Below are 26,767 nucleotides of genomic sequence, written 5' to 3'. Positions count from 1 at the left end.
GGGAGACCGACGCCGAGCCCCTGAGGGCGCGCGTGCGAGCGCTCGCCGACCAGCACCCGCTCTACCCGGGTCTCGGCAAGTAAGTCCCCGGTGGGGCATCCCGGCGCGGGTGCCCCACCACCCCTGTTCTGCTGTCTTGAGGAGTGACCGTGGCCATCTCGGTCTTCGACCTGTTCTCGATCGGCATCGGCCCGTCCAGCTCCCACACGGTCGGTCCGATGCGCGCGGCACGGATGTTCGCCCGCCGCCTGCGCAACGAGGGGCTGCTGAAGGACGTCGCCGCCGTCCGCACGGAGCTGTACGGCTCCCTGGGCGCGACCGGCCACGGCCACGGCACCCCCAAGGCCGTCCTGCTCGGCCTGGAGGGCGACTCGCCACGCACGGTCGACGTGGAGACGGCCGACGAGCGGGTGGAGTCGATCAGGTCCGAGGGGCGCATCCGGCTCCTGGGCGAGCACGAGATCGCCTTCGACTCCGACGCGGACCTCGTCCTGCACCGCCGCAAGGCGCTGCCGTACCACGCCAACGGCATGACGCTGTGGGCGTACGACGCCGCCGGCTCGGAGCTGCTGTCGAAGACGTACTACTCGGTGGGCGGCGGCTTCGTCGTCGACGAGGACGCGGTCGGCGCGGACCGGATCAAGCTGGACGACACGGTCCTGAAGCACCCCTTCCGCACGGGCGACGAGCTGCTGCGCCTGACCGAGGAGACGGGCCTGTCGATCTCCTCGCTGATGCTGGAGAACGAGCGTGCCTGGCGTACCGAGGACGAGATCCGCGCGGGCCTGCTGGAGATCTGGCGGGTGATGCAGGCGTGCGTCTCGCGCGGCATGTCCCGCGAGGGCATCCTGCCGGGCGGCCTGCGGGTGCGCCGTCGCGCCGCGGTGACGGCTCGTCAGCTCCGCGCGGAGGGCGACCCGTTGGCGCACGCGATGGAGTGGATCACCCTCTACGCGATGGCCGTCAACGAGGAGAACGCGGCCGGCGGCCGGGTGGTGACCGCCCCGACGAACGGCGCTGCCGGCATCATCCCCGCGGTCCTGCACTACTACATGGACTTCGTGCCGGGCGCGAACGAGGACGGCGTGGTGCGCTTCCTGCTGGCGGCCGGCGCGATCGGAATGCTCTTCAAGGAGAACGCCTCCATCTCCGGCGCCGAGGTCGGCTGCCAGGGCGAGGTCGGCTCGGCCTGCTCCATGGCCGCGGGCGCCCTGGCGGAGGTGCTGGGCGGCACACCGGAGCAGGTGGAGAACGCCGCCGAGATCGGTATGGAGCACAACCTCGGTCTCACCTGCGACCCGGTGGGCGGCCTCGTCCAGATCCCGTGCATCGAGCGCAACGGCATGGCCGCGGTGAAGGCCGTGACGGCCGCGCGGATGGCGATGCGGGGCGACGGCTCGCACAAGGTGTCCCTCGACAAGGTCATCAAGACGATGAAGGACACCGGCGCGGACATGAGCGTGAAGTACAAGGAGACCGCGCGCGGCGGACTCGCGGTGAACATCATCGAGTGCTGAGGAAGCCGGGCCCGGCCTGCCCGTGCCCGTCCCCGAGTGCGCCCAGGTCCCTCCCCGCTCGCGCGGCGGGACGCTGCCGGAACGGCCCCGGGGCAGGCTCACCGGGTCGCCTAGGATCCGCTGTGCCGCCGTGACGAACGTACGGGAGACAGTGCCACAATGGCGTGCCATGTCTGCCACACCTGCCATCAGGGACCAACGGCTGCGGCGATGGGAACAGCACACCGGCGGCTGGCTCATCGCCCTGGCGATGGTCTACCTCGCGGCCTACGCGGTGCCGATCCTGGCTCCCGGCCTGCCCGGCACCTGGCGTCACACGGCGGCGACGGTGACCTTCGCGATCTGGGCACTGCTGGCCGTCGAGTTCGTCCTGCGGCTGGCACTGGCCGGCAGCCGGTGGAGCTTCCTGAAGGTGCGCCTGTTCGACCTGGCGACCCTGGTCCTGCCGCCGCTGCGCCCCTTGCGGCTGGTGACGATCATCTTCATGGTGGTCCGCCGCAACGCCTCCACCCTGGGTCGCGTCCGGGTGCGTCTGGGTACCTATGTGGCGGCCTGCACGGCGCTGCTGCTGTTCCTGTCCAGCCTGACGATCCTCGACGTGGAACGGCGGAACCCCGACGCCACGATCACGACGTTCGGCGACGCCCTGTGGTGGTCCATCACCACGGTCACGACCGTGGGCTACGGCGACCTCTACCCCACGACGACCGAGGGGCGTCTGATCGCCATCGCGCTCATGGTCGGCGGCATCGCGCTCGCGGGTCTCGTCACCGCGACCCTCGCCTCATGGTTCATGGACCGGTTCTCCGAGCTCCGTGCCACCGAGGCCCAGACGACCAGCGAGGTGGCCGTCCTCACCGAGGAGGTGCGCCGGCTGCGCGACGAGCTGCACGCCCAGCGCCACCCCGGCCCCGCGGACGGGCCGGGCACCGGCACCGGCAGCGCCGACGGCGTTCCGGAACTCTGCGCCTGCTCCCTGAGCACGCGCCCCGTCCCCTCGCCCTCCCGCCGCGAGGAGGACGCGGACGCCGTGCGTCGCCCCCGGTCCCCCGGCGAGCCGTCCGCGGAGGGAACGGCCGGCGGCTCCCCGCGGACGTAGTCCGGCCGGACGGTCCCGCCCGGCGCCCGCACCCTCGTGTGGGCCGCGGCGCGCGCGGCATCCGGCCGGTGCGCGGCACGGGGCGAGCGGCGCGGACGCCCCGACCGCTCGCCTGGACCACCCCGCGGGAAACGGCGCACGGCAGGCTCGCGGTGGGCGTAGCCGCAGGCCGAAGCGCTCCCACACCCCCTCCGTCACGGGCGTCGGCCGGAGGGGGGCCGGGCATACAACAACTCCCGTCCCCCACCTGCACCTACGGGAGTCCCGCCATGCTGCACGGCATCGACGTGAGCGCGTACCAGCCGACCTCCTACGACACCAGCGGCCTGTCCTTCGTCTTCGTCAAGGCGACGGAGGGCCGCTCGTACGTCAATCCCAGACTCGCCGCCCAGACCGAACGGGCCCGGGCTGCCGGTCTGGTCGTCGGCTTCTACCACTTCCTGTGGCCGGGCCACCTGACGGCGCAGGCGGAGTACTTCGTCGGCCGGGCGCCGGAGCGGTGCGGCGACATCCTCGCCGTCGACTGGGAGACGACGGGCGAGGGCACGCACGCGAGCAACGCGGAGAAGGACCGCTTCATCCGGAAGGTGAAGGAACTGCGCCCGCACCACCGGGTGATCCTGTACTGCTCCCGCCACTACTGGCTGACGGTGGACACGACCTCCTACGCCGGTGACGGCCTGTGGATCGCCGACTACGTCGCGGCCGGCAGACCACGCATCAGAGCGGCATGGCGCTTCCACCAGTACACGTCCGTCCCGCGCGACAGGAACGTGGCGGACTTCCCGAGCAGGGCGGCCCTGCGTGCCTGGGCCTCGCCGCAGTGACGCACGGGCTGCGGCGCCGGACGGCCCCCCGCATGCCGAAGGGGCGCCCGGGACGGGCGCCCCCTCGAAGTCGGTGGCTCACTTGTTCAGGTAGGTCCAGAACTCGTCGAAGGACAGGACCTTGTCGCCGTTGAGGTCGCGCTCGGCGATGACGGCCTCGGCGACCGCCTCGGTGACGTTCCAGTCGCCCCCCTGGGCCAGGGCGCGCTTGAACTCGGCGGCGGTGATGAAACCGTCTCCGTTCGCGTCGATCCGCTCGAACTGCTTGCGTGCTTCCTCGATGTCCGCCACCGATCCGCCCCTCTGTGTCGCGTTGTACCTGTCGTTCCGGCGTAGTGCCGCAGGTCAGATTAACGGCCCGAGCCGGCCGTGCGTGCGGCGGCCACCCGGAGGCGCTGTGCGGCAGGGCACCGCAGCGCACCGGGCGCACGGCCGGGACCGTCGACGCGGTCCTCGTCGGCACTCCGCTGCCGGGCGAACCACCGCCGGTCCTGGAGGAGGTGGACGGCAGCCGTCCGCGGATCGCCTACGCCCGCGAGCGCCGCGACGACGTGCGCGCCCGGGTGGCAGGGGGCGGGGTCCTGGTGACGGGGCGAGGCGTCGCCGGTCGGCTGGAGGTGTCGGTGGAGGTGGAGGAGGGGGTACCGCACCGGGGGTCGGGGCGGGACCTGGTCAGGGCGGCAGGCAGCCGGCCGGCGAGCCGCTGTGGGCACAGGTCGCGCCTGGAACACCCGCAGTGCACGGGCGTTCCAGGCGGCCGGATACCGGCAGGTGGGCGCAGAGGTACTGCTGCGCGCCCGGTGAGGCGCCGGTCAGCGGAAGATGCCGGTGTGCCCCAGCGAGTAGCGGCCGGGCTGCGGGTAGACGGCGAGGCCGTGCGGGCCGGAGCCGACCTTGATGCGGGCGAGCTGTTCGCCGGTGCGGGTGTCGATGGCGTACACCTCGGCGTCGTAGCGCCCGGACAGCCACAGGACCTTGCCGTCGGCGGACACACCGCCCATGTCGGGGCTGCCGCCGTTCGGCAGGCGCCACTTCCTGGTGACCTTGTGCTGCGCGAAGTCGAAGACGGAGATGGTGCCCTCGCCCCGGTTGGAGACGTACATCTCGCGGGAGTCGCGGCCGACGTACAGGCCGTGGGCGCCCTTGCCGGTGGGCAGCAGGCTGGGTGTGGTGAAGGTGTCCCCGTTCAGGACCCACATGCCGTCGGCGGTCATGTCCGCGATGTAGAAGCGCTTGCCGTCGGGTGAGATCTTGACGTCCTGCGGCATGGCCCCGTCGAAGGGGAGCTTCTGCTGGCCGACGACCTCCATCTTCTCGGTGTCGACCTTGAGCAGTTCGCCGCTGAACTCGCAGGAGACGATGAAGTAGCGGCCGTCGGGGGAGAAGTCGGCGTGGTTGACGCCGTAGCAGGTGACCGGGACGGTCTTCACCCGCTCCATGGTGTGCGGGTCGCGGAAGACGAGTTCCCGGTCGAGGGAGGCCATGACGACGGCGTACTTGCCGTTGGGGGTGAAGTAGAGGTTGTAGGGGTCGTGCACGTCCACCGGCTTGCCGGCCTTGCCGGTCTTCGGGTCGATGGGGGTGAGGGTGTGACCGCGGTTGTTGTTGACCCAGAGGGTCTTGAGGTCCCAGGACGGGACGACGTGCTGCGGCTGCCGCCCGACCGGGATCGTCTCGATGATCTCGTACGTCTTCGGATCGATCACGGAGACGGTGTCCGATTCGGTGTTGGGCACGTAGACGCGGGACGGGAAGTCCTTGACGACCGGGGAGAGCTTGTCGGGCCGGTCGGCTGCGTAGACGTCCTTGGGGTCGAGGACGGGAGGCATGCCGGGCAGGCCCTGGACGGCCGGTTTCTTCTTCGCCGGGGCGGGGACGGCGGCCTTGGTGGACTCGGCCGTCTGCTGGTTCCCGGTACGGCCGCCGCAGGCGGCGAGGGCGGCCGCGGCGAGCAGGGCGGTACCGGCGAGGAGGGCGCGGGTCGTTCGGGTGGGATGCATCAGCTGAGCAGCTCCGTGGTGGTGACCGCGTGCAGGCCGCGGCGGTCGAGTTCTTCCAGTACGGCGGGGAGTGCGGCGACGGTGTCCGGGTAGCCCAGGTGCAGGCTCACCACGGACCCGCTCCGGATCCCGGTCAGGACGGTGCGGGTGACGGTGTCGGCGCCGGGAGAGGTGAAGTCGAGGGAGTCGACCTCGTAGGACAGGACGTGCGGGTAGCCGGCCTCACGGGCCAGTCGGGTGACGAGCGGTGAGGCGCGGGCGGCCCGGGACGGGCGGAACCAGGTGCCGATGGACCCGGTGAGCTGGTCGAGCCGGTGGGCGCAGGCGCTGATCTCGGCGCGGGCCGCCGCCTCGGGCATCGCGTTGATGCCGAGGTGGCGCCGGGTGTGGTTGCCGAGGTCGTGTCCGCCGTCGAGGATCCTGCGGGCCATCTCGGGGTGCTCGTCCAGCCAGGTCCCCACGGCGAGGACGGTGACACGGGCGCCGTGCCGTTCGGCCTCGTCGAGCAGGGCCCGGGCGAGGGCCGGGTCGCCCTGGCCGTGGAAGGTGAGGGCGACCCGGGGACGGGTGCGGGGGCCGTGGGTGATCTGGGCGGCCGCCCGGGGGTAGTGGCGGGGACCCGGCGCCGCGCCCGCCCCCACCGGGACGGTCGGGGAGGTGGGGGTGGGTGGGGAGGTCGGGGTCGGGTCGGGGTGGGCGACGGCGCCGGTCGTGGCGCAACCCGCGGCGAGCACGGCCGAGGTCAGCAGGCCGGTGCCGGTACGGAGGGCGGTGCGGCGGTCGGTCGGGGTCACCCCCACCATTTAAGGGGTGATGAGGTGCAGAACGGGCCATTCACCCGGTCGGCGGGACGGGGCGGGTCGGCGCGGGAGACAGCCGGCCGGGACGGCCGGTCGCGGGTCCGGCGCCGGGACCAAAGGGGCGGTCAGCGGTCTGCCACCCTCATCTCGAACCAGGTGGTCTTGCCTCGCGGCAGCAGGTCGACGCCCCAGCGGTCGGCGAGTTTGTCGACGAGGAAGAGGCCGCGGCCGCTGACGTCGAGTGCCTGAACGGGCATCAGACAGGGCAGTCCCCGGGAGGGGTCACGGACCTCGATGCGGATCCAGCCGCGCCGGCGGCGCATGCGCAGGCCGAAGACCCGGGCGCCGGTGTGGCGTACGGCGTTGCCGACGAGCTCGGACACGAGCAGGACGGCGTCCTCCGCCAGCCTCGGGCTGAGGCCCCAGTGGCGCAGGACCACCACCTGCGCCAGTCGGCGGGCCGTGGCCGCCGACTCGGGGCGGGAGGGCAGCGGGACTTCCTGCTCCGTCGGATTGCCGAACAACTCCAGTGCTCTGAGCGCCCGTTCGTCCTCGACCGCAGGCGACCAGCGCGCCGCAGCAGCACGGCCATGTCCCCGCGGCTGTTCGATGCCCTCCAGCCCCGCCATGCCCTCATCATGGCCGCCCGGGGCGGCCCCCGGAGGCGTTCTGAAGGAATACGCCCCCTGTCCACCACCATTGCGCCGGATTCGGCAGGCATATGACAAAGGCACTTCGAGGTCTTCCGCGGCTCGGCTGACCTGCGGTGACGGCTCCGCCGGAGGCAATCGACAGGCTCCCTCGACAAGGCAGGCTTAAGGTCGCGTTAAGGCTCCCATAAACCGCCCCATCGAGGGACCTGGATCAGACATCACGTCAAGAACAAGGGCTTTGGCCAAATTTTCACGGAACCCGGTCCGACAACCCGTGGTTCAGAGGAACTTGGCCTTGCCCGGCCCCTCCTCCACGAAGCTGCGCATCCCGCGCTCACGGTCCTCCGTCGCGAACAGACCCGCGAACCAGTTCCGCTCCACGGCCAGGCCGGTGTCGATGTCGGTCTCCAGACCCGTGTCGACCGACTCCTTGGCCGCGCGCAGCGCGATCGCCGGACCCTGCGCCAGCTTCGCCGCCCAGGCGTGCGCCTCGGCGTACACCTCGTCAGGGGCCACCACCCGGTCCACCAGACCCAGCGTGAGCGCCTCCTCGGCCTTGACCATCCGGCCCGTGAAGATCAGGTCCTTCGCCCTGGACGGACCGACCAGGCGGGCCAGCCGCTGCGTACCGCCGGCGCCGGGGATCAGGCCGAGCAGGATCTCCGGCTGGCCGAGCTTGGCGTTCTCGCCCGCGATCCGGTAGTCCGCGCACAGGGCCAGCTCGCAGCCGCCACCGAGCGCGTAGCCCGTCACCGCCGCCACCACCGGCTTGGGGATGCGGGCCACCGCCGTGAAGGAGTCCTGCAGCGCGCGGGCCCGCAGGACCATCGCGGTGTGGTCCATGGCCTGCATCTCCTTGATGTCCGCGCCCGCCGCGAACACCTTCTCGCCGCCGTAGATCACCACCGCGCGCACGTCGTCGCGGCGCGTGGCCTCCTCGGCGAGTTCCTTCAGACGGTCCTGGGTGGCGACGTCCAGCGCGTTCATGGGCGGGCGGTCAAGGCGCAGCGTGCCGACACCGTCCGCGACTTCGAGATTCACGGTCATGCCAGCAGGTTAACGGGGACTAACGGCGGCGGCCCCGGTGCCGTACCTCACACCGGGGCGGCCGCGCCGGAGCGCCGTCAGGTCTTCCACTTCTCCCAGGACATGTTCCAGCCGTTGAGGCCGTTGTCGGGAGCGACGGTCCGGTCGTGGGAGTTCTTCACGATCACCACGTCGCCGATCATCGAGTGGTTGAAGAACCAGGCGGCCGGCACCCCGCTGTCGTATCCGCCGCGCACGTCGCGCAGGCCGACGCAGCCGTGGCTGGAGTTGTAGTTGCCGAAGGCCCCGCCACCCCAGTAGTTGCCGTGGATGAACGTGCCGGATGTGGTCAGGCGCATGGCATGCGGAACGTCCTTGATGTCGTACTCGCTGCCGAGGTTGACCGTCTCGCTGTTCATGCGGGTGACCTTCAGCTTCTCGCTGATGACCATCTGGCCGTTCCAGGTGTCGTAGCCCGGCTTGCCGGTGCTGACCGGCAGGGTCTTGACGACCTTGCCGTCCTGCATGACCTTCATCGTGAGCGCCTTGGCGTCGACGACGGAGACCTGGTTGCGGCCGATCGTGAAGGACACGGTCTTGCTCTGCTTGCCGTAGACGCCGGGGCGGCCCTCCACGCCGTCCAGGTCGAGCCGGACCGTGACCTTCGTGCCCTCCTGCCAGTACTTCTCGGGACGGAAGTCGAGGCGGTCGTTGCCGAACCAGTGGCCCTCGACGTCGACGGCCGGCTCGGCGGTGACCTTGATGGCCTTCTCGACGGCCTCCGGATGCGTGATGCCGCGGGTGAAGTGCACCGAGAACGGCATGCCCACGCCGACGGTGGAGCCGTCCTCGGGGGTGAACGTCCCGACGAAGGTGTTCTTCGGGGTCAGGGTGGTGAAGGAGGAGTCCTCGGCCGCCGTGCGGCCCGCGGCGTCCTTGGCGACCGCGTGCACCTGGTAGGTGGTGGCGGAGGCGAGATGGGCGGCGGGCGTCCATCCGGAGCCGTCGGCGGAGATGCTGCCCTCGACCTTCGCGCCCCGGCCGTCCTTGACCTCGACCTCGGTCAGCTTGCCCTTGGTGGCGGTGACCTTCAGGGCACCACTGGTGTCGACGGACGTGGCGCCGTCCCCGGGCGTGATGCTGACGACGGCCTCGGACTGGGTGCTCCGCGCCACGGTGGAGTCCGGCGCGGGCTTCCCGCCTTCCTCGGAGGCGGACGGAGAGCCTCCGCCGCCGCATGCCGTGACCGCCGTCAGCAGTACCCCCACGGCAACGGCCGAGAGCCCCCGCCGCCTCCTGCGCGCGTCGGCCGACACCCCCCGTATCGGTCGCACGTTCACGTCTTCTCTCCCCTCCCCCGGGCCCGTTCGGGGCCCGCACCAGGCGCCGCCGCGTCTCCCGCGGCACCGTGGGCGCATATTAACTGCGTGGTCAGGGCATTCGACGTCGCGGAATTGTCACCGTTCGGTCCCAACCGGCGCCCCCCGGGTCAGGAGAGCGCGCTGCCCTCCTTCCACTCCCCCCAGCCCATGTTCCAGCCACTGAGGCCGTTGTCGGGAGCGACCTTCTTGTCCTTGCTGTGCACGACCTCGACGACGTCCCCGACGAGACTGCGGTCGAAGAACCAGCCCGCGGGGGTGTCCGCGCCGCCGCCCTTGACATCGCGCAGCCCGACACAGCCGTGGCTGGTGTTGGCCTGGCCGAAGACGCCCCGGTCCGCCCAGTAGTTGCCGTGCAGGAAGGTGCCGGAGTCGGTCAGGCGGATGGCGTGCGGCACATCGGGGATGTCGTACTCGCTCTTCCCGTCGGACTTCTTGAAGCCGACCGTCGCCCCGTTCATCCGGGTGACCTCCAGCATCTCCATCACCACCATCTTCCCGTTGTAGGTGGTGGTCTTCGGGGCGCCCGCGGTGACCGGAACAGTGGCCACCAGCTGCCCGTCGCGCCGCACCTGCATGGTGTGCCGGGCGGCGTCGACCAGGGAGACCTGGCTGCGGCCCACGGTGAAGGAGTACGTCCGGTCCTGCAGACCGTAGACGCCGGGCGCTCCCTGGACGTCCCGCAGGTGCAGGGCGACGGTGACCTCGGTGCCCGGCTTCCAGTACCGCTCGGGGCGGAAGTCGAGCCGGCCGTCGCCGAACCAGTGCGGGCGGATCTCGACGGCCGGTTCGGCGCTCACCTCGATGGCGCGCTCGACCGCGGCCCGGTCGGTGACCTCCCGGCTGAACTCGACGGAGACGATCATCCCGGTGCCGACGACAGCGCGGTCCTCGGGGGTGACGTAGCCGACGAAGCGCTGTTCGGGGACGTAGGTCGTGAAGACGGCGTGGCGGGCGGAGCGGCGGCCGTGGCCGTCGAGAGCGACCGCGTCGACCGTGTACTCGGCGGCGAGGGCGAGCCGGCGGTCGGCGGGCTCCCAGCTGAGCCCGTCGTCGGAGATGCGTCCGCGCACCGGAGTCTCCCGGGCGTCCTGCGACTTCACCACCTTCACCGACTCCAGGCGCCCGTTCGGCACCCGCACCCGCAGCCGCCGGTCGGGGCGTACGCCCTTGCTGCCGTCGTCGGGGGTGATCCTGATGACGTCCCCGGATGCCGGAGGCTTGCCGAACAGGCCGTCGAGCCCGCCGCCGCCGTCCGAAGTGCAGCCGGCGGCGCCGGCCAGCAGTCCTGCCCATGTCACTACGGCGGCCAGTGCGGCCCCCACGCGCCGTGCGCGCCCCTGTACGTGCCTCACAGGGTGCCCAACGACGAGGGCGTCCGGGGGAAACGTGAGTGCGAGCGCCCGTCTGGGCAGAACTGTGAGAAGGACGACGTGGAAGGGTGCCGCGGCCGGGACGCCGCAGCCTCCGCACACCGTGCCAGGAGCCGGACGACGAAGGGCCGAGACAGGTGTCCAGCGCAGCCGAGCAGGAGGCGGTCCCCGAGGGGCGCACCGCCGGCGAGCGGCACCCGGCCGCCGCCGTGAACGGCCGGGCGCGGGCGACACCGGCCCCACCCGTGTGGCCGGGGACACCGGCGCCGCTGGGCGCCCGGTTCCGTACCGGCCCCGACGGCGTGGCCGGTACCAACTTCGCCGTGTGGGCGGGCGGCGCCGAGGGCGTCGAGCTGTGCCTGTTCGACGAGCGGGGTACCGAGACCCGGCTCGTGCTCACCGAGCTCACCCACGAGATCTGGCACGGCTTCGTGCCCGGCGTACGGCCCGGGCAGCGCTACGGCTACCGGGTGCACGGCCGCTGGGATCCGTGGACCGGCGGCCGGTGGAACCCGGCGAAGCTGCTGCTGGACCCGTACGCGCGCGCGGTGGACGGCGACTTCGCGCCGCACGGCATGGCGCCGGAGCTGTACGGGCACGTCCGGGACTGGCCGGACCAGGACGTCGCCGACACCGTGCGCGACGACCGGGACTCCGCCCCGTACGTGCCCAAGGGCGTCGTCGTCCATGACGACGACGACTGGGCGGACGACCGGCGGCCCAAGACGCCGTGGGCCGACTCGGTGATCTACGAACTGCACGTGCGCGGCTTCACCCGGCGGCATCCCGCCATCCCGCCGGAGCTGCGCGGCACCTACGCCGGGCTCGCCCACCCGGCGGCGATCGAGCACCTGGTGAAGCTGGGGGTGACGGCGGTGGAGCTGCTGCCCGTGCACCAGTTCGCGCACGAGGACCACCTGCTGCGCCGCGGACTGCGCAACTACTGGGGCTACAACTCCATCGGCTACTTCGCCCCGCACGCCGCGTACGCCGCCTCGGGCACCGCGGGCCAGCAGGTCGGCGAGTTCAAGCGGATGGTCCGCGCGCTGCACGCGGCCGGGATCGAGGTCATCCTCGACGTCGTCTACAACCACACGGCCGAGTCCAGCGAGTACGGCCCGACGCTGTCGCTGAAGGGCATCGACAACCGCGGCTACTACCGGCTGCAGCAGGACGCCCGCAGGTACGCCGACTACACGGGCTGCGGCAACACGCTGCACGTGGTGCAGCCGCACGTCCTGCGCCTGATCACCGACTCCCTGCGCTACTGGGTGACCGAGATGGGCGTCGACGGCTTCCGCTTCGACCTGGCGGCGGCGCTGGCCCGCTCGATGCACGACGTGGACATGCTCTCGCCGTTCCTGGCGGTGATCGCCCAGGACCCGGTCCTCAGGCGGGTGAAACTGATCGCCGAGCCGTGGGACGTCGGCTCCGGCGGCTACCAGGTGGGCGCCTTCCCACCCCTGTGGACGGAGTGGAACGACCGCTACCGGGACACCGTCCGCGACTTCTGGCGGCATGCCCTGCCGGACGTGCGGGAGATGGGCTACCGCCTGTCGGGGTCGAGCGACGTGTACGCCTGGGGCGGGCGCAGGCCGTACGCGTCGGTCAACTTCGTCACCGCCCACGACGGCTTCACCCTGCGCGACCTGGTGTCGTACGAGAGCAAGCACAACGAGGCCAACGGCGAGGGCAACCGGGACGGCACGCACGACAACCGGGCCTGGAACTGCGGGGCCGAGGGCGAGACCGACGACGAGGAGGTACGGGCGCTCAGGCGCCGCCAGCTGCGGAACCTGCTGACCACGCTGCTGCTGTCCACCGGCGTGCCGATGCTGGTCGCCGGGGACGAGATGGGCCGCACCCAGGGGGGCAACAACAACGCCTACTGCCAGGACAACGAGATCAGCTGGCTGGACTGGAGCCTGCCCTCCGACCCCGGCTGGCGAGCCCTGCTCGACCTCACCTCGCGGCTGATCGCCCTGCGCCACCGGCATCCGGTACTGCGCCGCCGGGCGTTCTTCTCCGGGCGGGCCCACTCGGCGGACGGGCTGCGGGACCTGGCCTGGTTCACCGCGCGGGGCACGGAGATGACGGAGCGCGACTGGTACTCCCCCGCCGCCACCCTCGGCATGTACCTGTCCGGACGGGACATCCCGGGCCGTGACGCCCGCGGCGACCCGATCGTCGACGACAGCTTCCTCGCCGTGCTGCACGCCGGCGGGGAACCGGTGCGCTTCGTGCTGCCGGAGCCGCCGTGGGCGGACGGCTACGAGCTGGTCGTCGACACCTCGCGGGAGGAGCAGGCCGAGGCGCCGGGCGCCGTGCACGCGGCGGGGACGGAGATCACCGTCCCCGGGCGCTCGGTGCTGCTGCTGCGCGTGACCGGCACCGGGGTCTCCGATTTGACGCCTTCTTGACGCCGCCGTGAACCGCTCCGACGTAATCTTGTATCTGGTGTGCCGGGAAGCCTGGTCGGCGAACTGTTCCTGTCACGACGCGCCCTCACCGCCGCGTCCTTCGCCGAGAGGCCCGTGATGCTCACCACCCAGCAGGCCCGTCCTGCCGCTGTGTCCGCGGCCGTCCGGTCGCCGCGTGGCGCGGTGCTCTTCTTCGCCTTCGCCTTCGCGGTCATCGCCGACCCGGTCTCCTCCGTCGCCTACGCCATCGAGGCGGCGCTACGCGCCCTGGGCGGCGACCTGACCCTGCTGCTCCCCACCATGTCGCTGGTGATCGGCCTGGTCGTGGTGGTCACCGCCAACTACTGGCAGCTGGTGCGCCGCTTCCCGCAGGGCGGCGGTGCGGCGGCGGCCGCGGGCCGCGCCTTCGGGGCCCGCTGGACGTTCCTCCCGATCGGCGCGCTGGTTGTCGACTTCGTCCTCACCATCGGCATCTCGATCTCCGCCGCGGCGAGCGCGATGATCGCGCTCTTCCCGGGCCTGGCGCCGGTGCGCGTGCCGCTGGCGCTGCTCCTGCTGCTGGTGGTGGCCGGACTGACCTGGTTCGGGCACGGCGGGCGGCTGCTGTTCGCGGTGATGACGGTGCTGTTCGTCGCGGTGTCGGTGGCGGTGCTCGTCCTGGGCTTCGCCGCCCCGCACGCAACGGGCCACGCCGCCGCCGGCCACGCCCCGGGCCACGCCGCCGCGATCGCCGTGGTGCTGGCCTTCCCGGTCGCCATGGCGCTGGCCACGGGGGTCGAGGCGCCGTCGACGGCGATAGCCCAGTTGGGCCAGCTCGACGACACCCGGCGCCGCCGCTTCGGCCGGGGGACCCTCGCCCTGCTGCTGGTCATCGTCGGCGGGCTCACCCTCGCGCTCACCGTGCTCGCGGTGCGGCTGCACATCGGCCTCCCCGCCGCCGACTCCACCCAGATCGCCGACATCGCGCACGCCGCGGCCGGCCCCGGCTGGCTGTACGGCGCCTTCCAGCTGACCAGTTCCCTGCTGCTGCTCGCAGCGGCCAGTTCCTCCTTCCAGGCGGGACCGGGTCTGCTGAAGGCGCTGGCGGGGAGCATGGACGCGCCGGGCGTGCTGCCGCCGGTGCTGGGCCGCACCAACCGGCACCACACGCCGTTCTGGTCGGTCGTGGTCCACCTGGCCGCCGCCGCGCTGATCATCGTGGCCGCGGCGGGCGAGGAGCAGAGGCTGGTGCTGTTCTACGCCGTCGCCGTGTTCGTCAGCTTCCTGGTGGGCCTGGTGGCGATGGCGCGCTTCGCCCGCAGCGCGCGCACGCCGGCCCTGGTCTGGCTCAACGGTCTCGCGGCCGTCGCCGTCGCCTTCACCCTGATCGTCAACCTGCTGCGCGGCTGGCCGATGCTGTCGCTGCTGGCCACGCTGCTGATCGCGGGGGCGCTGTACGCCCGCTGGGTGCGGGCGGGCCGCCCGACCGGCATCGAGAACGTGGAGAGCCTGGCGGAGGCGGCCGACGGCGAGACCTGAGCGGTCCCCTGCGCGCCGGGCCCGCACGCCCGCCGCTGCGGCCCGGGCCGGGGGCACCGGGATGCCGGCGGGTGCCGTCCGCCCATCGTCCGTCCAGCTCGTCCCGGCATCGTCCGATCGGTTGACCCGGCCCTGCGGTCCTTCCCGCACACCGGGTGTTCGCGGGACCGAACACGCAGGTCGTAGGTCCAGCGGCGGAGAGGGGTCCGGCCAAAACTCGGTGGGCGATGTCAGCGGCGAACCGTAGGCTCGCTGCTGATGTCCACGACACCTGAGACCGCCCGGGAACCTGCGCGGCGTTCCGCCGTGCGCTCGCTGCTGCGCCTGTGGCCCTATGTGCGGCCGGTGCGGGTCCGGCTGTCCGTCGCCGCGTTCGTCGCGATCGTCGCCTCGTGCACGGGGCTGGTCTTCCCGCTCGTGCTGAAGTGGATGGTGGACGGACCGGTCGCGGACCGGGATCCGGCCGGGGTGTGGCTCGGCGCCCTGTACCTGCTGCTGCTCGGTGTGGCCGAGGCCCTGCTGTTCGGGTTCCGGCGGTGGCTGGTGGCCCGGCCCCTGTCGCACGTCGAGGCGGAGCTGCGGGGCGACCTGTACCGGCATCTGCAGCGGCTGCCGGTCGCCTTCCACGACCGGTGGGCCTCGGGGCAGCTGCTGTCCCGGGGGACGACCGACCTGATGCTGCTGCGGATGTTCCTCGCCTTCCCGCTGACGTTCCTGCTGGTCAACGGGGTGACGATCATCGTCGGCGTGTGCATCATGCTGGCGCAGGACTGGACGCTGGGTCTGGTCGTCCTCGGACCCGCCGCCCCCGTGATCGTCATGTGCATGCTCTTCGAGAAGCGGTACGCCCGGGTCGCCCGGCTCGCGCAGGACCAGGTCGGCGACCTGACGACGGTCGTCGAGGAGAGCGTCCTCGGCATCCGCATCATCAAGGGCTTCGGACGGCACCGCAGCCAGGCACGCGCCTTCCGCGAGCTGTCCGGGACCCTGCGCGGCACGGAACTGCACAAGGCGCGGCTGCTGGCGGCGATCTGGGCGGTCATCGTGTCCCTGCCGGAGGTCGCGGTCGGCGCCGCGCTGGTGGTGGGAGCGGTTCAGGTCGCCGACGGCGACCTGTCGGCGGGCACCCTGGTGGCCTTCCTGTCGACCGCGCTCGCGCTGCGGTGGCCCATCGAGTCGATCGGCTTCCTGCTGGCGATGAGCCAGGAGGCGGCCACGGCGACGGAGCGGTACTTCGAGGTCCTCGACGAGACCCCGGAGGATCCGGGCGCGGGCGCCCGCGCCGCGGCGGAGGCCAGGGCGGGGGATGCCCGGCAGGGCCTCCACTTCGACAACGTCCGCTTCCGCTACCCGGATGCCCCGGCCGGGTCCCCGCCCCTGCTGGACCGCGTCGACCTCCACATCCGCCCCGGCGAGTCCATGGCCCTGGTCGGCGCGACCGGCAGCGGCAAGACGACCCTGACCGCGCTCGTCCCCCGCCTGCACGAGGTGACGGAGGGCCGGATCACCCTGGACGGCGAGGACATCACCGCGATGAGCCGCGAGGAACTGCGCGCGATGGTCGCCGTGGCCTTCGAGGAGCCGACGCTGTTCTCGGCGAGCGTCGGCGAGAACGTGCTCATGGGCGCCGCCCACGACGCCGGCCGGGGGGACCTGGAACGCGCCCTGTCCGTCGCCCAGGCCGACTTCGCGCACGTCCTCCCGCAGGGCACCGACACGCAGGTGGGCGAGCAGGGGCTGAGCCTGTCCGGCGGGCAGCGGCAGCGGCTGGCGCTGGCCAGGGCGGTCGTGGGACGGCCGAGGTTCCTCGTGCTCGACGACCCGCTGTCCGCGCTGGACGTGCACACGGAGGCCGCCGTGGAGGCCGCGCTGCGGCAGGTCCTCGCCGACACCACCGCGCTGATCGTGGCGCACCGCCCGTCCACCGTACTGCTCGCCGACCGGGTCGCCCTGCTGTCGGGCGGCCGGATCGCCGCCGTGGGCACCCACCACGAACTCCTGCGCACCAACGCCGAGTACGCCCATCTGATGTCGGGCCACGAAGACCGCGAGGACCACGAGGGCCACGCCGACGGCCCGGGCCACGAGGAGGAGCCCCGATGACGGCCCCCGCCACCACGTCCCTCACCCCCACCGACGAGGAGGAGCCGCCTCACGGCGCGGACTCCGGCGACCCGTTCGACCGGGACGTCCTGCCCACGCCGCCCGGCGCGACGGCCGCCCTGCTGCGGTCGCTGCTGGCGCCGATGAAGGCGCGGGTGGCCCTCACGACGGTCCTGCTGCTGCTCCAGCAGGCGGCCGTGCAGGCGGGCCCGCTGCTGGTGGCGTACGCCATCGACCGCGCCGTGCCGGCGTTCCGTGACCACGACCGCGGCCCGCTGATCGCCGTGGCCGTCGGCTATCTGCTGAGCGCGGCGGCCGGCGGGGCGCTGCAGTACGCGTTCGTCACCGCCTCCGCCCGGGTGAACCAGGACGTCCTGCTCGATCTGCGCGGCCGCATCTTCCGCCACGCGCAGGCACTGAGCGTCGACTTCCACGAGCGCTACACCTCTGGCCGGCTGATCTCCCGCGCCACCACGGACGTCGAGTCGCTGCGGGAGTTGCTCAGCGAGGGCCTTCAGGAACTCGTGACGGTCGTGCTGTCCTTCGTCTACATCTCGGCGATGCTGCTGTGGCTGGACCTGGGGCTCGGGGCCGTGGCGGTGGCCTCCTTCGTGCCGCTGTACCTGCTCATGCGGGCCTACCGGCGGCGGGCGGGCGAGGTCTACCGCGTGAGGTCCACCGCGATCGCCGCGGTGATCGTGAAGTTCGTGGAGACGCTGAACGGCATACGGCCGGTGCGGGCCTTCCGCCGGGAGACCGCCAACGACGACGAGTTCCGGGTGCTCAACCGGCGCCACGAGCGCAGCAACGGCGACGCGCTGCTGGAGATGGCCCGCTACGTCGTCGGCTCCCGGCTGGTCGCCAACACGGCCGTCGCGTTGATCGTGCTGTGGGGTGCCTACCGGGTGGCGGGCGGTTCGCTGGCGCTGGGTGTGCTGGCCGCGGCCGTGCTCTACCTGCGGCGCCTGTACGACCCCATCGACAGGCTCGGCATGTTCCTCAACTCGTACCAGTCGGCCGCGGCGTCGCTGGAGAAGATCGCCGGACTGCTCGCGCAGACGCCGTCGGTGCCGGAGCCGTCCGTCCCGCGGGAGCTGCCCCCGCTGCCGGGTGGACTGCCCGGCCGCGAGGTCGTCTTCGACTCTGTCCGCTTCGCCTACCGCACGGGCGGGGAGATCCTGCCCCGCTTCGACCTGACGCTCCCGGCCGGCCAGACGGTCGCGGTCGTCGGCTCCACCGGCGCGGGCAAGTCGACGCTCGCCAAGCTGCTGGCCCGGTTCTACGACCCCTCCGACGGGCGGGTCCTGCTGGACGGGGTGGACCTGCGCGAGCTGACCGTGCCCGAGCTGCGGCGCGGTGTGGTGATGGTGACGCAGGAGGCGTTCCTGTTCTCCGGCACGGTCGCCGACAACATCGCCCTCGGCCGGCCCGGCGCCAGCCGCGAGGAGATCGAGCGGGCGGCGAAGGCGATCGGGGCGCACGAGTTCATCACCGCGCTGCCCGACGGCTACGACACCGACGTGCGCAAGCGCGGCGGTCGCATCTCCGCCGGGCAGCGCCAACTCGTGGCGTTCGCACGGGCGCTGCTCGCCGATCCGGCGGTGCTCATCCTGGACGAGGCGACCAGTTCCCTGGACGTTCCCGGAGAGCGGGCGGTGCAGCGGGCGATGGCGACAGTGCTGCACGGCCGTACCGCGGTGGTGATCGCGCACCGGCTGTCGACGGTGGAGATCGCCGACCGGGTGCTGGTGATGGAGCACGGACGGATCGTGGAGGACGGCAGTCCGGCCGAACTGACCTCCGGGGCGGGCCGGTTCTCGGACCTGCACCGCGCCTGGCGGGACAGCCTGGTCTGACGGGCTGGTGGCGGCGGGCGGGGCGCACGCAGCGCGGTGGCGGACGTGGCACGGGACCGGCGGGCGGCTGAGGCAGACGGGTCCGGGCGGCGGTGACCGGAGGGACGGTGACCCCGACGGTCCGGCCGGGGATCCGCACCGCTCCTTCCGGCCACCCGGCCGGATGACCGGCCGGCGCCTCCCGCGCGCATCCGCGCCCGGGGACCGGAACGGCCGGTCCGGCCAAGGAGCCGCTGCGGGGCGGTCGGCGGGGGCTGCGGTGGGCCTGCGTCAGTGGCCGCCGCTGGGGCGCTCACAGCCCGGGTGGTCGGGGTAGCCGCCGAACGCGTCGACGTCGACGCCGCCGTCGTACATCCGGCCCTCGAGGCACATCCGCCCCTCGTCGACGAGGAAGCCGACCCCGGTGGGGCCGAGGGACTCGGTCCGGGTTCCGGGGGCGGTGTGCCCGAGGGCCGCGAGGGCAGCCGCGGTGCCGGCGGGGCTGAAGTCGCGGCGTTCGCGCAGCGGTTCCAGGGCCTGCCGGATGCGGTCGGCTTCGGCCAATCCTTCGCAGCGGGCCCGGCCGTGCAGCGGGAGGGGTTGCATGAAACCGTGGTTCTCGGCGTAGTGGTCGGGGATCGGCACGGCCGGCCCCGAGGGGCCGGGGGTCCGGGTGGGGGTCGGCAGCCCCGGCGCGCTCACGGGGGCGGGCCCGGTGCTCTCATGAGGGCACGGCACGTCGGAGGGCCGGGCCGGCGCCGGGGCTGCGGTCGCCGTCGACCCGGGTCCGCGGCCGTCCGCCGCCCCGTCGCCGTCCGCGCGCTGCGTTCCGCAGCCCACCGCGAGGCACGCCAGGAGCGCCACCGGAACAAGCCCCGCTCTCAGCACGGTGCTCGTGGTGCGAGCGGGGTGGCTGGCGCCACCGGTGCCCTCAGTCGCCGTGTGCATACCCCGTCACCCTTGGCCTTTCTGAGGCGCTTTCCACCGATTCGCGCGCCGCTGTTCGGTGCATCTGCTCGACATCCTCGGCATATCCAGCACACCCACCACAGTGCACACTCGGGCCACATGTCCGTATACCGGACGTGAACACCCGGACAACGAACCGTTTCCGGCCAAATTTCTGACGCGACCCTGACAGAAGTCGTGATCACCTGCCACTCTTCCCACGGCCACGTCACAGCAACCCCACCGTTCCATCGCTGTGCCGTGAACCCGCACTGCCGCACGAGGTTTGGCGTACCACCCAGAGTTCTGCCCGGTCGGCGCATCCCCCCGTCCGGTCTCCCCTGGCCGCGCGACCCGCGGCCACGCAGAAGGAGTCAGTGTTGAGTAGCAGTTCCTCGCGCAGACGCACCTCCCACACCTCGCACCGTCGCGCGGCCGGCGTCGCCCTCGCGGGCGTTGCCGCGCTCCTCGCCGCGGCCGTCCAGGCGGGCGCCGCGAGCGCCGCCCCGGCCGAGGCTCCCACCGGCCGGGTGAACCCGGCCCACGCGGCCCTGAAGCTCTCTCCCTCCCAGCGCGCCGAGCTGATGCGCGACGCCTCCGCCGATGCCTCCAGCACGGCCGCGGACATAGGCCTGGGCGCGCAGGAGAAGCTGGTCGCCAAGGACGTCGTCAAGGACGCCGACGGCACCGTCCACACCCGCTACGACCGCACCTACGCCGGTCTGCCCGTCCTCGGCGGCGACCTGGTCGTCGACACCTCGAAGTCGGGTGCGACCCAGCGCGTGATCAGGGCGACGAACGCGTCGCTGAAGGTCGCCGGCCTCACCCCGAACGTCAGCAAGGCCGCCGCCGAGCAGAAGGCCGTGGCCCGCGCCAAGGCCCTCGGCAGCTCCAAGTCGGCCGCCGACTCCTCACGCAAGGTGATCTGGGCGGCGACCGGTAAGCCCGTCCTCGCCTACGAGACGGTCGTCGGCGGCCTCCAGGACGACGGCACCCCCAACGAGCTCCACGTCATCACCGACGCGGCGACCGGCCAGAAGCTCTACGAGTACCAGGGCATCGAGAACGCCACCGGCGTCGGCAACACCCAGTACAGCGGCCAGGTGTCCCTGACCACGACCCAGTCGGGCTCGACGTACACGCTGAACGACGGTGCGCGCGGCGGCCACAAGACGTACAACCTCAACCACGGCACCTCCGGCACCGGCTCGCTGTTCTCGCAGTCCAGCAACACCTGGGGCAACGGCAGCACGTCCAACGCCGCGACCGCGGGCGCCGACGCGCACTACGGCGCCGCGACCACCTGGGACTTCTACAAGAACACCTTCGGCCGCTCCGGCATCAGGAACGACGGCGTGGGCGCCTACTCCCGGGTCCACTACGGCAACGCGTACGTCAACGCGTTCTGGTCGGACTCGTGCTTCTGCATGACCTACGGCGACGGCTCCGGCAACGCCGACCCGCTGACGTCGCTGGACGTGGCCGGGCACGAGATGAGCCACGGCGTCACCTCCAACACCGCCGACCTCAACTACTCCGGCGAGTCGGGCGGTCTGAACGAGGCCACCTCCGACATCTTCGGCACCGGAGTGGAGTTCTACGCCAACAACTCCACCGATGTCGGTGACTACCTCATCGGCGAGAAGATCGACATCAACGGCGACGGCACCCCGCTGCGCTACATGGACAAGCCCAGCAAGGACGGCGGCTCCGCCGACTACTGGTACTCCGGTGTCGGCAACAAGGACGTCCACTACTCGTCCGGTGTCGCCAACCACTTCTTCTACCTCCTGTCGGAGGGCAGCGGCGCCAAGGTCATCAACGGCGTGAGCTACAACTCGCCGACCTCGGACGGTCTTCCGGTCACCGGCATCGGCCGGGACAAGGCGCTCCAGATCTGGTACCGGGCGCTGACCACGAAGTTCACCTCGACCACCAACTACGCGGGCGCCCGCACCGGCACCCTCGCGGCGGCCGGTGAGCTGTACGGCACGAGCAGCGCCGAGTACGCGGCGGTGCAGGACGCGTGGGCGGGCGTGAACGTCGGCTCGCGCTCCGGCGGCGGCGGTGGCGGCGACGGCACGTCGTTCGAGAACGGCACCAACGTGTCGATCCCGGACAACGGCCCGGCCGTGACGTCGTCGATCACGGTGTCCGGCGTGTCCGGCAACGCCCCGTCCAACCTCCAGGTCTCGGTCGACATCGTCCACACCTGGCGCGGTGACCTGGTGATCGACCTGGTGGCCCCGGACGGAACGGCGTACCGCCTGAAGAACTCCAGCTACTGGGACTCGGCGGACGACGTCCACGAGACCTACACCGTCAACGCCTCCAGCGAGACGGCCAACGGCACCTGGAAGCTGAAGGTCCAGGACGTGGCGTCGTACGACACGGGCTACATCGACGACTGGAAGCTGACCTTCCCGTAAGCCCGCCGTCCCGCACCCAGCGCGGACACGTGAACAGGGTGCCGCCCCGGTGGTTCGACTCCCCGGGGCGGCGCCCGTTCTCCGCGTTCCGGAGGCTTTCACGGGCAGTCGTTCACCGGGCAGTCGTTCACCGGCCGGCATCACCGGAGGGCGGTCGGAGCCGCCGTCCGGTGGCCGCACCGGCCCCACGGATCACGGCGGCGACGGAGCAGCACCGGCCACAGGACGGTCGCAGCGGCCCGGTCCACCGTCGACGTGGCCTGAAAGCCCACCCGTTCGGCGTGGGAACCGCCCCCGGGGACGACGTCCCGGGGAACCGCCCTACCCTTGGGCCCCATGTCCTTCACGTACGAGGCCGTCGGCGCGACCCGCGAGGACATCGCCGCCTGCCCTCCCGGCTTCCGCCCGCTGTACGTCCGCACCCGCCTCGGTGAGGGCGAGGCGCTGTTCCACCGAGCCGCGGAGGCGGTCCTCGGCTGGGAGATGCACCGGGCGCTGGGCGTCGGCGTCGACGCGAGCGCGCCCCGGGCGTCCGAGGGCGTCGACGTCACCGTCACCCTGGCCGGCGTGATCAGGGCACCGTGCCGCGTCGTCTGGGCGGTGGAGGGGACGCGCCGGGCGGGCTGGGCCTACGGCACGCTGCCCGGCCACCCCGAGTGCGGCGAGGAGGTCTTCGTCGTGGACCGGACCGGGGACGGCACGGTCTGGCTCACCATCGCCGCCTTCAGCCGCCCGGCCAAGTGGTACGCGAAGGCGGGCGGCCCGGCGACACGCGGGCTGCAGCAGGCGTACGCCCGTCGGTGCGGGACGGTGCTGCGCCGGATGTGCAGCGACGCGTCCGAGGTGTGACCGGGAGCCGGGGCCGCGGGCAGCGGCCCCGGCGCCCCGGCCGTGCGGGCTTCCCGGGGGGTGCGTCAGCCACCCGAAGGGGCCTGCCTAGCGCAGCAGCACCCCCGCCCCCTCCACGATGTCCTCCGCCGGCACGGACACCAGGCCCAGCTCGGCACCGGACGCGAGGAGGGGATGGTCGGGAAGGATGCGGACCGTGTAGCCGTAGGGGCCCGTGCGGTCCAGGGAGAGCGGACCCTCGTAGGACCAGCGCCCCTCCAGGTCGGGGCCCCCGGCCGGCTTCAGCGGCACCGCCGTCGCGTCGGTGATCCGGTCCTCGGCGTCCACGCGGCCGGAGACGGCCTGCACCTCGACGTCGTCGGGGGCCAGCTCGCCCAGGCCCACCCGCACCCGCAGCGTGAGGGTGCCGCCGAGTTCGGCGGTGGCCGTCGTCGCCGACGTCTCCACGTGGTCGACGGTCACCGCGGGCCAGGCACCGCGCACCCGCGCCTTCCAGGCCGCCAGCTCGCGGGCCGCCGCCGGGGTCAGTTCCCGGTGGGCGTGGGCCGCGGGCGCGTACAGCCGGCCGACGTACTCGCGGACCATGCGGCCGGCCAGCACCTTGGGCCCGAGGTGGGTGAGGGTCTGGCGGACCATCTCGATCCACCGCTCGGGCAGCCCGCCGGCGCCGCGCTCGTAGAAGCTCGGGGCGATCCGCTTCTCCAGCAGGTCGTACAGGGCCGCCGCCTCCAGTTCGTCGCGGCGGTCGGCATCGGTGGCGTCGCCGTCGGCCGTGGGGATCGCCCAGCCGAAGTCCGGCTGGAACCACTCGTCCCACCAGCCGTCGAGGACCGACAGGTTCAGGCAGCCGTTGAGCGCCGCCTTCATACCGGAGGTGCCGCACGCCTCCAGCGGGCGCAGCGGATTGTTCAGCCAGATGTCGCAGCCCGGGTAGAGCTTCCGCGCCATCGCCATGCCGTAGTCGGGCAGGAAGACGATGCGGTGGCGCACCCGCGGGTCGTCGGCGAACCGGACCAGCTCCTGCACCAGGCGCTTGCCGCCGTCGTCCGCCGGGTGGGCCTTGCCCGCCACCACGATCTGGATCGGGTGCTCCGGGTGCAGGAGCAGTTCCATCAGCCGGTCGCGGTCGCGCAGCATCAGGGTCAGCCGCTTGTACGACGGGACCCGGCGGGCGAAGCCGATGGTGAGGACGTCCGGGTCGAGGACCTGGTCGGTCCAGCCCAGCTCGGCCGCGCCGGCGCCGCGCTGCCGCCACGACGTACGCAGCCGCTCGCGCACCTCGGTGACCAGTTGCCCGCGCAGGTCGCGGCGCAGTTCCCAGATGTCCTGGTCGGCGATGTCGGCGACCGCGTCCCAGCGGTCGGAGGCGCCGACGGTCAGCGCGTCCTCGGTGCGCTGGGCGCCGATCTGGCGGGCTCCGAGGCGGAAGACCTCCGGGGCGACCCAGGTCGGGGCGTGGACTCCGTTGGTCACCGAGGTGATCGGCACCTCCTCGGGGTCGAAGCCGGGCCACAGACCGGCGAACATCTCCCGGCTGACCTGGCCGTGCAGCAGCGACACCCCGTTGGCCCGCTGCGCCAGCCTGAGGCCCATCACGGCCATGTTGAACAGGTTCGGCTCGCCACCCGGATACGTCTCCATGCCGAGCCGCAGGATGCGGCCGGCGTCGAGGCGCGGCAGTTCGGCACCGGGGCCGAAGTGGCGGGCGACCAGTTCGCGGTCGAAGCGGTCGATGCCGGCCGGGACGGGGGTGTGCGTGGTGAAGACGGTGCCCGCCCGGACCGCCTCCAGCGCCGCGGAGAAGTCCAGCCCCTCGTCGCACAGCTCGGCGATGCGCTCCAGGCCCAGGAAGCCGGCGTGCCCCTCGTTGGTGTGGAAGACCTCCGGCTCGGGGTGGCCGGTGAGCCGGCAGTAGGTGCGCACCGCCCGGACACCTCCTATGCCGAGCAGCATCTCCTGGAGCAGGCGGTGCTCGCTGCCACCGCCGTACAGCCGGTCGGTCACGCCGCGCTCACCGAGGTCGTTCTCCTCGACGTCGGAGTCGAGCAGCAACAGCGGCACCCGTCCGACCTGGGCCAGCCAGATCCGCGCCCTCAGTTGCCTGTCGCCGGGCAGGGCCAGGGTGACCTGGGCGGGGGTGCCGTCGGCCTCGTCGAGGAGGACGACGGGCAGCTCGTTGGGGTCGAGGACGGGGTAGTGCTCCTGCTGCCAGCCGTCCCGGGACAGGGACTGCCGGAAGTAGCCGTGCCGGTACAGCAGCCCGACTCCGATCAGCGGCACGCCGAGGTCGCTGGCCGCCTTCAGGTGGTCGCCGGCGAGGATGCCGAGGCCGCCGGAGTACTGGGGCAGAGCCGCCGTGATACCGAACTCGGGCGAGAAGTAGGCGATCGCGGCGGGACGGTCCGCGGACTGCGCCTGGTACCAGCGGGGGCCGCCGACGTAGTCCTCGAGATCGCCGGCGATGCCGGTGAGACGGCGCAGGAAGCGGTGGTCCTCGGCCAGTTCGGCGAGCCGGGCGGGAGGCACGCTGCCGAGGAGCTTTATGGGGTCGCCCCCCGAGGCGGCCCAGCGCTCGGGATCGACGGACGCGAACAGGTCACGGGTCTCGGCATGCCAGGACCAGCGCAGGTTGCGCGCCAGGTCGCTCAGGGGCCGGAGGGGTTCGGGGAGGACGGGACGGACGGTGAAACGACGGATCGCCTTCACATTCCACCTCTTCGGTGCGGCGGCGGACAGCCTTGGTGCGTCGTCTTCTACGACGGTACCGGCGTCTGTGTCCACCGCGCCGGGGGCTCAGCGAGCAGGCCCCTGTTTCGACCGGAACGGCTCCGCACTCTCCCGTTTCCGTCCGGAAAACACCGCAGGATTCCCGTACCCGCCACGGCCGGGCCCACACGGTTCCGGCCCGGTGGCCCGCGCCGCGTCCGGGAGGCGCTCGGGCGGGCGGTGGCGCCGCCGTACGCCCCCGGGCGCCCCGGGCGTCCCGGGCCGGTCACCCGAAAGCCGCATCGGACCGGGTCGCGGAGGCGCGGGCCGGGCCCGCCGCGCACGGGAAGGTGTCCGGCGATGGGGCCGGCGGGCCGAACGAACTCCTCCGGGTGCCGCCGTTCCGGCGGCCGACCGACGGCACCGGTGCCGTTCCGGTGGAACGGGGCCGGTCTTGTGTGTAGACATACGCGTGAGTAGTTAACAAAGTGCCGGATTGCCCACCGGAATAGGGTGGGAAGGCTCCTCCGGTAGCCCGGGGGCACCCCTCCCGGCACACACAGCAGGACCCACCTCCCCATAGACATCCGCCCACATACGTCTGACGCGGACAGGAGCGGTCATGCCCGCCACGCACCACTCGTCAGCACCCCCGACACGCACGCCCGATGCACCCGCCGTACCCACGTCCGCCACCCCCGCGCCGGCACCGGAGCCACCCTCCGCGCCCGGCGCCACGGCCGTCGGGCGCATACCCGTCCTCGATGTCCGCCCGGTGGTGCAGCAGGGCCGCCGCCCCGCGAAGGCGGTGACGGGAGAGACGTTCGAGATCTCCGCCACGGTGTTCCGGGAGGGGCACGACGCCGTGGCCGCCAACGTGGTCCTGCGCGATCCCGAGGGCCGTGCGGGCCCCTGGACGCCGATGCGGGAGCTGGCGCCCGGCACCGACCGGTGGGGCGCCCCGGTCACCGCGGGGGCTCCGGGCCGGTGGACGTACGTGGTCGAGGCGTGGGCCGATCCGATCACGACCTGGCGGCACCACGCCGAGATCAAGATCCCGGCGGGGATGGACACGGACCTGGTCCTGGAGGAGGGCGCCCGGCTGTACGAACGGGCCGCGGCGGGCGTGCCCCGCGACGGCGGGCGGCGTGAGGTCGTACTCGGCGCCGTGGCGGCGCTGCGGGACGCAGCGCGGCCGGCCGCCGCCCGGCTGGCGGGGGCGCTGACGCCGGAGGTGGGGGAGGTGCTGGGGCGGCATCCGTTGCGGGAGCTGGTGACGGCGTCG

General features: G+C 72.5%; 19 protein-coding genes and 1 pseudogene. 11 read left to right on the top strand and 9 right to left on the bottom strand.

What is annotated here, in order from left to right; translation table 11 throughout:
* Positions 1-149: 149 nt before the first annotated feature.
* The 3 genes from I3F54_RS30265 to I3F54_RS30255 all read left to right on the top strand — a co-directional run bounded on the left by I3F54_RS30265 (position 150) and on the right by I3F54_RS30255 (position 3,443).
* Positions 150-1,517: an L-serine ammonia-lyase gene (locus I3F54_RS30265; protein ID WP_240122118.1), complete on the top strand. Its 1,368-nt coding sequence runs from the start codon at positions 150-152 to the stop codon at positions 1,515-1,517.
* Positions 1,518-1,686: 169 nt separating this feature from the next.
* Complete coding sequence (locus I3F54_RS30260) at positions 1,687-2,616, top strand: potassium channel family protein (protein WP_240122117.1); 930 nt, start codon at positions 1,687-1,689, stop codon at positions 2,614-2,616.
* Between the two features lie 269 nt (positions 2,617-2,885).
* A complete protein-coding gene (locus I3F54_RS30255) occupies positions 2,886-3,443 on the top strand; it encodes a glycoside hydrolase family 25 protein (protein WP_240122116.1) in 558 nt (185 codons plus the stop codon).
* 78 nt (positions 3,444-3,521) lie between these two features.
* Here the strand turns inward: I3F54_RS30255 and I3F54_RS30250 are convergent, their stop codons facing one another.
* Positions 3,522-3,734 (bottom strand): EF-hand domain-containing protein, encoded by a 213-nt coding sequence (locus tag I3F54_RS30250; protein WP_240122115.1) that lies wholly within the window; start codon positions 3,732-3,734, stop codon positions 3,522-3,524.
* A 122-nt stretch (positions 3,735-3,856) separates the two neighbouring features.
* Between I3F54_RS30250 and I3F54_RS30245 the strand changes: the two are divergent.
* Positions 3,857-4,247, top strand: a pseudogene (locus I3F54_RS30245) (GNAT family N-acetyltransferase); the annotation flags it as partial.
* Between the two features lie 8 nt (positions 4,248-4,255).
* On the opposite strand, the gene I3F54_RS30240 reads toward I3F54_RS30245, so the two are convergent.
* From I3F54_RS30240 to I3F54_RS30215, 6 genes are all read right to left on the bottom strand, one after another.
* Positions 4,256-5,443, bottom strand: coding sequence for a hypothetical protein (locus I3F54_RS30240; protein WP_240122114.1), 1,188 nt, complete (start codon positions 5,441-5,443; stop codon positions 4,256-4,258).
* Complete coding sequence (locus I3F54_RS30235; RefSeq protein ID WP_240122113.1) at positions 5,443-6,246, bottom strand: polysaccharide deacetylase family protein; 804 nt, start codon at positions 6,244-6,246, stop codon at positions 5,443-5,445. The genes I3F54_RS30240 and I3F54_RS30235 overlap by 1 nt, the downstream gene beginning before the upstream one ends.
* A 122-nt stretch (positions 6,247-6,368) precedes the next feature.
* The gene (locus I3F54_RS30230; RefSeq protein WP_374205986.1) at positions 6,369-6,872 is read right to left on the bottom strand and encodes an ATP-binding protein; all 504 of its coding nucleotides are present in this window, start codon (positions 6,870-6,872) and stop codon (positions 6,369-6,371) included.
* A gap of 303 nt (positions 6,873-7,175) precedes the next feature.
* Positions 7,176-7,943 carry an enoyl-CoA hydratase/isomerase family protein gene (locus tag I3F54_RS30225; RefSeq protein ID WP_240122111.1) on the bottom strand — a complete coding sequence of 256 codons (768 nt, stop codon included), beginning with the start codon at positions 7,941-7,943 and terminating at the stop codon, positions 7,176-7,178.
* 77 nt (positions 7,944-8,020) lie between these two features.
* On the bottom strand, positions 8,021-9,262 hold the full coding sequence (locus tag I3F54_RS30220) for an Ig-like domain-containing protein (protein WP_374205985.1): 1,242 nt from the start codon (positions 9,260-9,262) through the stop codon (positions 8,021-8,023).
* A gap of 149 nt (positions 9,263-9,411) precedes the next feature.
* Positions 9,412-10,656 carry an Ig-like domain-containing protein gene (locus I3F54_RS30215; RefSeq protein WP_240122110.1) on the bottom strand — a complete coding sequence of 415 codons (1,245 nt, stop codon included), beginning with the start codon at positions 10,654-10,656 and terminating at the stop codon, positions 9,412-9,414.
* Between the two features lie 155 nt (positions 10,657-10,811).
* Here I3F54_RS30215 and glgX point away from each other — a divergent pair, with 155 nt between their 5' ends.
* From glgX to I3F54_RS30195, 4 genes are all read left to right on the top strand, one after another.
* A complete protein-coding gene (glgX, locus tag I3F54_RS30210; RefSeq protein ID WP_240122109.1) occupies positions 10,812-13,094 on the top strand; it encodes a glycogen debranching protein GlgX in 2,283 nt (760 codons plus the stop codon).
* A 39-nt stretch (positions 13,095-13,133) separates the two neighbouring features.
* Positions 13,134-14,612 carry an amino acid permease gene (locus I3F54_RS30205; RefSeq protein ID WP_240122108.1) on the top strand — a complete coding sequence of 493 codons (1,479 nt, stop codon included), beginning with the start codon at positions 13,134-13,136 and terminating at the stop codon, positions 14,610-14,612.
* Positions 14,613-14,870: 258 nt separating this feature from the next.
* Complete coding sequence (locus I3F54_RS30200; RefSeq protein ID WP_240122107.1) at positions 14,871-16,715, top strand: ABC transporter ATP-binding protein; 1,845 nt, start codon at positions 14,871-14,873, stop codon at positions 16,713-16,715.
* Positions 16,712-18,571 carry an ABC transporter ATP-binding protein gene (locus I3F54_RS30195; RefSeq protein WP_240122106.1) on the top strand — a complete coding sequence of 620 codons (1,860 nt, stop codon included), beginning with the start codon at positions 16,712-16,714 and terminating at the stop codon, positions 18,569-18,571. Before I3F54_RS30200 ends, I3F54_RS30195 begins: the two co-directional genes overlap by 4 nt.
* Before the next feature lie 270 nt (positions 18,572-18,841).
* Here the strand turns inward: I3F54_RS30195 and I3F54_RS30190 are convergent, their stop codons facing one another.
* Complete coding sequence (locus I3F54_RS30190) at positions 18,842-19,195, bottom strand: hypothetical protein (RefSeq protein WP_240122105.1); 354 nt, start codon at positions 19,193-19,195, stop codon at positions 18,842-18,844.
* A 683-nt stretch (positions 19,196-19,878) separates the two neighbouring features.
* Here I3F54_RS30190 and I3F54_RS30185 point away from each other — a divergent pair.
* Together I3F54_RS30185 and I3F54_RS30180 are read left to right on the top strand one after the other, a co-directional pair.
* Positions 19,879-21,927 (top strand): M4 family metallopeptidase, encoded by a 2,049-nt coding sequence (locus I3F54_RS30185; protein ID WP_240122104.1) that lies wholly within the window; start codon positions 19,879-19,881, stop codon positions 21,925-21,927.
* A gap of 336 nt (positions 21,928-22,263) precedes the next feature.
* Positions 22,264-22,776: a DUF1990 family protein gene (locus I3F54_RS30180; RefSeq protein ID WP_240122103.1), complete on the top strand. Its 513-nt coding sequence runs from the start codon at positions 22,264-22,266 to the stop codon at positions 22,774-22,776.
* Positions 22,777-22,863: 87 nt separating this feature from the next.
* On the opposite strand, the gene I3F54_RS30175 is transcribed toward I3F54_RS30180, so the two are convergent.
* Complete coding sequence (locus I3F54_RS30175; protein ID WP_240122102.1) at positions 22,864-25,482, bottom strand: glycosyltransferase family 1 protein; 2,619 nt, start codon at positions 25,480-25,482, stop codon at positions 22,864-22,866.
* Between the two features lie 622 nt (positions 25,483-26,104).
* On the opposite strand from I3F54_RS30175, the gene I3F54_RS30170 reads away from it, so the two are divergent.
* On the top strand, positions 26,105-26,767 hold a 663-nt coding region (locus I3F54_RS30170), incomplete at its 3' end, for a maltotransferase domain-containing protein (RefSeq protein ID WP_240122101.1).

It is taken from the genome of Streptomyces sp. MUM 2J, from assembly GCF_022414535.1.
GTDB lineage: Bacteria > Actinomycetota > Actinomycetes > Streptomycetales > Streptomycetaceae > Streptomyces.
The sequence above is the reverse complement of the archived record's forward strand: the minus strand, read 5'-3'. Positions and strand labels throughout refer to the sequence as shown.